Source organism: Novipirellula sp. (assembly GCF_041583735.1).
In the GTDB taxonomy this organism is placed as follows: Bacteria; Planctomycetota; Planctomycetia; order Pirellulales; family Pirellulaceae; genus Novipirellula.
Window position 1 is genome coordinate 1 of sequence record NZ_JBFHFD010000402.1, and the last position, 8,110, is coordinate 8,110.

Consider the following 8,110-nt stretch of genomic DNA (forward strand, 5'->3'; position numbering starts at 1 on the left):
CGACTGCACCAGCCGATTGAACGGTTAAGCGACGAGCTTTGCAAGCGGATGAACCAAGTTCGCTGGAATCCGTCGGTGGCCGCACGAACGACCGCTCAATTGTGCATGTTCAGTCGACTGCTGGAGTAGTCCCCATTCGGCCTCTTGGCACCGCAAGTTACCTCTCCCGAGCTTTAGCTCGGGAGAGGTCGAACGGGCCCGACATGCGCCATACTAATGCAGCAGTCTCGCGAAAAGGGGGATGGTTTTAGCGGTGCGGCACAAGCGGATTGGTGATTTGGTGAGCCGCTCGCGCGTGAGCGGCCGGGTCTCACGCATTACCCGGTGCCTTACGGCCCACGGCTCACTATTCCAATTTGCGTTTCGGTTAAATCGACGGCCCGCTTGCGCCGCACCGCTAACAAAATCGATGGTATCGGTGCTTAGCTTTCGAACGAAGTCAAGCGGGACCGGACGAGTTGCTTTGGGGGGATACCGTAGACGCGTTTAAAAGCTCGCGAGAATTGGAATGCATCCGAGAAGCCGAGCCGCTCGGCGACTTCTTTGATCAGCAAACGATCCTCGAGCAACATCTCAGCAGCCCGATTCATTTTCTTGCGAAGTAGAAAACGATACGCTCCGACGCCACCGAAACGGCGGAACAACCGCGACAAGTGGATTGGCGTGATGTCACATTGCGCCGCGACTTGTTCAACAGTATGCAGTTCGAGGTAATGCGTTTCGATGTATTCGCGAACGCGTTCGTAAGTGGCATAGGCTCGCGGCATCGCCGGGCTTTCGGCCAGACAACATTGACGGACTTTGACCAATAGCAAACGCAGCAGATGTTCACATACCTCGCCGGCCACATCGCTATCGCCGCGAGCTTCGTGATCCAACATCTCAATCAGTTCGACCAATTCGTGCATCCGGGTCACGCGGAGCGGTTTGCCATCGAAAAGGCCAGCTGCGATTAGAGCAGCCTCTGCTTCATGGCCGACGAAATCGACATAAAACTTTCGCATTTGTGATGGCGGCATGTTCGCAATCCGGTGTGGCGTCTGGGGGCCGTAGGCGAACATGATGCCTGGTGACAAGGCAAAACTGCGGTCGCGAAGCGTTAATTCGCCTCGTCCTTCAGTCACCATTTCGATGCCAAAATAGGGAAAACGATCACGCTGGACGACATATTCGGTCCGCGTTCGCTCGACGCCCCCACACACCACCGCCATCGCCGCGGAATCCGAGGGATTCAAGTTCAAGTAATAACGCCGAGCCTTGGAAACTTGGACCGAGACAAAATCGGGCTCTTTCGTCGATCGCTTGTCCGTCGCCACCTGCGTCTCGTTGTTTGCGGGGGGTGAATCGCTTAACTTATTTCACTACCCAGGTTAAGAATTGACATGCAAAAGTCAACCTCGGCTATGGGCTGCCCGCGAACGCTTGGCAAAATAACACTGTTTAATCCCACCATTAAAGAGAGATAGATGCTCGTTATTGAAAAATTCACCTTCGGCGTTGGCGATCGTTTTGCGCATCAAGCGGCTGCTCAATTACGTGCTTTCGAGCAACTTGCCAAGGATGGCGTGGACGTCGCGCCGGTATGGAACAAGTCGAATCGCGAGCACACCTTTGTCGGATCGAAGCCGCAAAGCGTTTACGACGCTGCAAAAAATGCGATTGAAACGCGGGGCTGGAAAAAGCCTTGGCACGTCGATGCCGACCATATTCAACTCGCAACGGTCGATCCGTTCATTCCTTGCAGCGATTTCTTTACCATTGACGTTGCTGATTCAATTGGCAAAGCGGCGTCCAAAGAGGAAATCACCGCATTTGTCGATCGTCACCCCGAGCTCGTCGGCACCTTGACCCTCGATGGCTTGTCTTCGCCGCTGGAAGTCAGCAAAGAAGACGTCCAACGGGTCGCCGAGCAGTATTTGTTGGCCGTCAAAGAAGCGGGTGAAATTTATCGTCACATCGCCGAGGCGAAAGGCGCCGACAACGTGATCGCCGAGATCTCGATGGACGAAACGGATTCGCCGCAAACGCCACCTGAGTTGTTGGTCATCTTGGCTGCGATTGCCGACGAGAAAGTCCCTGTACAAACAATCGCACCAAAATTCACCGGACGTTTCAACAAAGGCGTCGACTATGTCGGCGATCTGAAGCAGTTCGAGCGTGAATTCAACGACGACGTTGCCGTAATCGCTCACGCGGTAAAAACCTACGGTTTGCCGGAAACATTGAAGCTAAGCGTTCATAGCGGTAGCGACAAGTTCAGTCTGTATCCGATCATCCGCGAGTGCTTGCAGCGCACCGGTGCTGGCTTACACATCAAGACCGCGGGCACCACATGGCTCGAAGAGATCATCGGATTGGCCGAAGCCGGTGGCGATGGGCTGGCGTTGGCAAAAGAGATTTATGCGTATGCACTCGAGCATGTTGAAGAGTTCTGCGCTCCCTACGCCAGTGTGATCGACATCGATAACAGCAAACTGCCCGACGCGGAAACCGTCAACGGTTGGTCGGGCCCTCGTTTGGCCAGTGCGATCCGCCACATTCAAGACAACGAGCACTTCAACGCCCATATGCGTCAACTACTTCACGTCTCGTTTAAAGTCGCAGCGAAGCATGGCGATCGTTACACCGATCTACTGAAGAAGAACGAAGAGATTGTCGGCAACGAAGTGACCAAGAATATTTACGAACGTCACTTGCGTCCGCTGTTCGTCGGATAAGACGTGAGCGTAATAGGGTATTGCCTGCGTTAGCAGCAGTGGCCTGTTGATTTTACGAAACGCCAATTGCAATCGTGAGCCGTTGGCCGTAAGGCCCCAGCTAGCGGCGTGATACCCGGCCGCTTACGCGCGAGCGGCTCACTTATCCATCAGACATTTTTGCAGGACCGTTCCTGATGCGGTCCCCGCCAATGATTGGCATCTCCCCATTCACAATCATCTCTGACGCTTTTACCGAGAGCCAACATGATTTCCAAATGTAAGTATGTCGCCGCGATCGCGGTGTTGATGACGAGCGTGTCGTTTGCCGAATCGCCGCACCCCGCAACACTTCCGCACCCTCAAGTCGAACCTTCGATCGCTAAGATCAATTCGGTGATTGACAAGGGACCGTTCAAAGCCGATTGGTCCTCGTTGGAAGGCTACGAAATTCCGCAGTGGTACAAAGACGCCAAGTTCGGCATCTTCATCCACTGGGGTGCCTACAGCGTGCCTGCGTTCGGTAGCGAGTGGTACCCGCGGCAAATGTACATCAAGCAAGAGCGACGTGGAGACAACTTTTTCAAGCATCACATCGAGACCTACGGGCCTCAGAAGACGTTTGGCTACAAAGACTTTATTCCCGATTTCAAAGCCGAAAAGTTTGATGCCGCTCAATGGGCCAAACTGTTCAAAGACACGGGGGCACGTTACGTCATTCCCGTGGCGGAACATCACGACGGTTTCCCCATGTACGACTGCTCGTTTACCGAGTGGGACGCAACCGAAATGGGTCCGAAACGGGACGTGATCGCGGAGCTATCTAAAGCCGTTCGCAGTGAAGGGATGAAGTTTGGCGTCAGCAGCCATCGCGCGTTCAATTGGATGTATTATGTTCGTGACAAAGATTTTGATAACGCCGACCCTCAATACGCACGCCTGTATGGCCGGCCGATGCCGTTCTTGTTCCAAGAAAACGCTTGGGACTACAAGAATTTCTTTCCGCCGCAAGACCAACAATTCAAAGACGATTGGTTGGCCCGTTCGTGTGAACTGATCGACAACTACCAACCCGATGTGTTTTGGTTCGACTTTGGAATCACTCCGAACCACGATACGACCTACGAAGCAAATTCGTATGCCGAACATCTGAAAAAGTTTGCGGCGTACTACTACAACGCTTCCTCTAAATCAAGCGACGACATCGGAATCATTAACTACAAGTTCAATGCGTTTCCCGAGTCCGCGGCGGTACTGGACAAAGAGCGTTCCAAAATGGCTGAAATCCGCAAGCCGTTTTGGCAAACCGATACTGCGGTCAGCGCCAGTTCGTGGGGCTATACCGAGAATCAACGCTACAAAACGCCCGACCGTTTAGTCGACGACCTTGTCGACATTGTCAGCAAGAATGGTTGCTTGTTGCTGAACGTGGGACCTCGCGCCGATGGCACAATTCCTGATGAAGATCAAGCGATCCTGAAAGCGATCGGCAGTTGGTTGAAGATCAACGGCGAAGCGATCTACGGCACCACGTACTGGAAAACGTTCGGCGAAGGCCCCACAGCGGTTTCCACCGGACATGTTTCGGAATCCAAAGACAAACCGTTTACCGCACAGGACCTGCGATTCACCACGCGTGAGAACGTCTTGTACGTTACCGGATTGGCATGGCCCAAGGACAACCAAATCACGGTCAGGACGCTTGCTCGCGGTGGTCAACATTACCCCGAAGAAATCGCATCGGTCACGATGCTCGGTTCGGACCAAAAACTCGAGTGGACTCGTGACGAAAAAGGATTGACGGCCACGCTGCCGGCCGAAAAACCGTCGGAGTTTGCCTACGTTCTGAAAGTCACTCAATAGTCAGCAAGAGAGGGCACTCGATGCAAGTTAACGCCACCTTGTCGCCGCTCGGGGCTAGCGGCTTACAAATTCCTGCGATCGTGTTTGGCACAAGCGCACTAGGAAATTTGTACCAAGCCCTTGATGACGACGTGAAACGCGAAATCGTTTCCCAATGGTTCAAACAGTCCCCTGGGATCGTCGCCGCCGACTCGGCAGGCAAGTACGGCGCCGGATTGGCGCTCGAATCGATGGCAAAATCGCTTGCGGAACTGAACGTGGAACCGTCGGACATCGTCATCAGCAACAAGCTGGGATGGCGGCGGGTTCCACTGAAAACGCCCGAGCCAACGTTTGAACCTGGAGCGTGGGTAGGACTCGAGCACGATGCGATCCAAGACATCAGTTACGACGGGATTTTGCGTTGTTGGGAACAAGGCTGTGAATTACTCGGCCGCTATCGCCCGCAGATGGTATCGGTGCATGACCCCGATGAATATCTGCTGGCGGCGATCGATGCCCAAGACCGCACACGCCGCTGGGACGATGTCGTGGCTGCCTATCAAGCACTGCGAGAACTACGCGATCGAGGCGAGGTGGCCGCTATCGGTGTGGGCTCCAAGGATTGGCGTATTTCGCAAAAACTTGCCGAGCAGTGTGATCTTGACTGGGTCATGCTGGCGACCAGCTTGACGATCTACACGCATCCGCAGGAATTATTGGATTTCGTCCAATCGCTGCATGAACGCCAGATCGGTGTCATCAATTCGGCGGTCTTTCACGCAGGCTTTCTGACCGGAGGCGACTTTTTCGATTACCGAAAGGTGATCGGTGACACCACCGAAGACCAAGCGTTGATCGCGTGGCGTGAACGTTTCCGTGAAATTTGCGGGCGTTACGATGTCAGCCCCGCCACAGCATGCGTTGCCTTTGGCATGTCGCCACCCGGGGTTTTGGCGACGGCATTAAACAGCAGTCGGCCCGCACGGATCGAGCAAAATGTCGCTCTCGTCGCAACCAAGCCCACGCAAGAGTTTTGGTTGGCGATGAAAGATGCAAATCTGATCAGCAAAGGCTATCCCTTCGTAGGAAATTGACGTTATTTTAAAGGCAGGCGGAATAGTGATCCCGACGGGTGTCGCTTCTCTCCGCCGCTTTTCTTCCCCCCGAACAACTCATCGCTTTTTTTGGAACGAATTTATGTCCGACGGCATTGAAGTCCAGCCCTACGAACCGGCAGCCGAAGTCTCTGGCGAAGGTCAACCGCATGACACCTCGCCGCCGAAAGTCGTCCCCCGCCAATACCTGATGGCGTTCATTCTGACGACCTGCTGTTTCGCGTTGTGGGGATTTGCCAACGACATCACCAATCCATTGGTAAAAGTATTCAAAGAAGTCTTCCAGATCAGCAACACCCAGAGCTCGCTGGTTCAGTTCGCCTTTTACGGCGGCTACTTCACGATGGCTCTGCCCGCCGCCTACTTTATTCGCCGTTTTTCGTACAAAGGTGCGATCATGGTCGGGTTTGCGTTGTATGCCTTCGGCGCGCTGTTGAGCATTCCGGCCAGTCTGAACACGAACTTTTGGATTTTCATTGCTGGATTTTACATTCTGACGTTCGGATTGGCGTTTTTGGAAACAAGTTGCAACCCCTACATCCTTGCGATGGGGCCTCCGGAGACCGCGACCCAGCGATTGAATCTAGCCCAAGCGTTCAACCCGATGGGATCGTTGACCGGAATGATCGTCGCCTCGACGATTATCGCACCGAATCTGCAAGTCGGCGAGTTCCGCGACAAAATGGAAGCCAAATTGCCCGAGGTGGTGCAGTATGTCGAGGCGGACTACGCAGCGGGACTGCCTGATTTCGATCAAGAATATGGAACGTTGGACGCTGCCGTCAGCAAGGCCCTTGCCAACATGCAAGTCACATCGCCCGAGACATTTCAAGCGATCCAACAACATGACCTTGGGGTCGTACGAACTCCCTATGTCGTGATCGCCTGTGTCGTGATCGGTTTTCTGATCCTCTTCGCACTGACCAAAATGCCCACCTTCGCAGCAAGTGAACCCGATGCCCCGGTAGGTGAGCTAACGGTACGATTACTTGGCAAAGCTCATTACCGCGAAGGGGTGATCGCGCAAGCGTTTTATGTCGGTGCCCAAATCACCTGCTGGACATTCATCATTCACTATGGAATGGAGCAAGTCGGATTGTCGCTCGCTCAGGCACAGACCTGGAACATTGCCGCGATGATGATCTTTTTGATCAGCCGCTTCGTCTGCACATTCATGTTGAAATTTGTTAGCCCCGGAAAGTTGCTAGCGGCCTTGGCGGTCGCCGCTGCGATTTTGACCTTTGGCGCCATCATGCTACCGGGCCAAACGGGACTGATCTGCCTGGTTCTAATTTCGGCTTGCATGTCGCTCATGTTCCCCACGATCTACGGAATTGCACTGAAGGGCTTGCCGGCCGAGGAGGCCAAATTAGGCTCGGCCGGTTTGATCATGGCAATCGTCGGGGGGGCACTGCTGCCGCTGATGCAAGGTTGGTTTATCGATACGATTGGCGTTCGCAACTCGTTTTACCTACCGTTGATCTGTTTCGTCGCCATTGCCATCTTTGGCGTTCGCACCTTCACGCGATTCGAAAAAGAATCCAACTTCCAAACCGCAGCATAGGACCGTCCGAAGCATCACGGACGGCGTCTTCCGTAGTGGATGAGGCAACGAGTCCTTTTCGGCTGAATGAAGCTGCAGGACTCGAAGCCTCGTCCGCTACCATCCCGCCATTGATGGTTCCAAACGTCCTGAGTGTTGCACGTCGGCGTTTGCAAAAACACGACCCACTACGCTGGGTACGTTCTTACAAACTCGTCAAAGATTCCGCGAACGAAGAAGCATCGAAGTGACGCACATCGAATAACTTGAGCCCCTCCCATCACAGAGACGAACACGATGATATTCAGATGGTATTGTTTGCTCGCAGTGTTGATTCCGCTCGCGTTGATGTCGCAGACCCAGGCCGAAGAAATCAACGTCGCTGATCATGGCGTTAACTACTCCAAACCGGTCAAGGTGACCGCCGTTGGCAAGAACCGGATTCGCTTCAACGCCAACGGACGGGCGCTGCCCCGGTCGGATCGGTATTGATCACTTTATTTTTCCTCGCCGATGCACGGCATCTTGATCGAAGGCGACAACAAGAAATGGTACGAATCCGGTGGCGTTCAAGATGTCACGATTTCGAACAATGTTTTCGACAACATTGGCTTCGACGGAGGTCCGGTCTACCCGCTACTTGCTTCTCCGCTATTGACGGACGAACAACGAATGGGCGAAGGACATTTCCACCGCAATATCCGCTTCCTCAATAACACCATCCGCAGCTTCAATGGCTTGGTGGCACAGACGCGATCGGTCAGCGGGTTGACGATTGCTGGCAACACATTGGAATTCAGTAGCAATTACTCCGCCAATTCCGAGTATCCGTCGATCGATCTGCATTATTGCGATAACGTGGAAATCGTCGACAATACCGCCACCGGGTTTGACCACACCCTGACGATCGC

The 8,110-nt window shown here is 53.8% G+C and carries 6 protein-coding genes and 1 pseudogene; 6 read left to right on the forward strand and 1 reads right to left on the reverse strand.

Going from position 1 to position 8,110, the window contains the following annotated elements; all coding sequences use genetic code 11:
* Positions 1-422: 422 nt before the first annotated feature.
* Positions 423-1,316 carry an AraC family transcriptional regulator gene (locus ABX962_RS23895; protein WP_372722986.1) on the reverse strand — a complete coding sequence of 298 codons (894 nt, stop codon included), beginning with the start codon at positions 1,314-1,316 and terminating at the stop codon, positions 423-425.
* A gap of 150 nt (positions 1,317-1,466) precedes the next feature.
* Between ABX962_RS23895 and ABX962_RS23900 the strand changes: the two genes are divergently transcribed.
* The 6 genes and pseudogenes from ABX962_RS23900 to ABX962_RS23925 all read left to right on the forward strand — a co-directional run.
* Positions 1,467-2,717 carry a tagaturonate epimerase family protein gene (locus ABX962_RS23900; RefSeq protein ID WP_372722988.1) on the forward strand — a complete coding sequence of 417 codons (1,251 nt, stop codon included), beginning with the start codon at positions 1,467-1,469 and terminating at the stop codon, positions 2,715-2,717.
* Positions 2,718-3,005: 288 nt separating this feature from the next.
* Positions 3,006-4,559, forward strand: a complete 1,554-nt coding sequence (locus tag ABX962_RS23905; protein ID WP_372722996.1) for an alpha-L-fucosidase — start codon at positions 3,006-3,008, stop codon at positions 4,557-4,559.
* Positions 4,560-4,579: 20 nt separating this feature from the next.
* Positions 4,580-5,635, forward strand: a complete 1,056-nt coding sequence (locus tag ABX962_RS23910) for an aldo/keto reductase (protein WP_372722990.1) — start codon at positions 4,580-4,582, stop codon at positions 5,633-5,635.
* A 103-nt stretch (positions 5,636-5,738) separates the two neighbouring features.
* Complete coding sequence (locus tag ABX962_RS23915; RefSeq protein ID WP_372722992.1) at positions 5,739-7,220, forward strand: MFS transporter; 1,482 nt, start codon at positions 5,739-5,741, stop codon at positions 7,218-7,220.
* 276 nt (positions 7,221-7,496) lie between these two features.
* Positions 7,497-7,691: a hypothetical protein gene (locus ABX962_RS23920; RefSeq protein ID WP_372722994.1), complete on the forward strand. Its 195-nt coding sequence runs from the start codon at positions 7,497-7,499 to the stop codon at positions 7,689-7,691.
* Positions 7,692-7,712: 21 nt separating this feature from the next.
* A pseudogene (locus ABX962_RS23925) lies at positions 7,713-8,110 on the forward strand (right-handed parallel beta-helix repeat-containing protein); the annotation flags it as partial.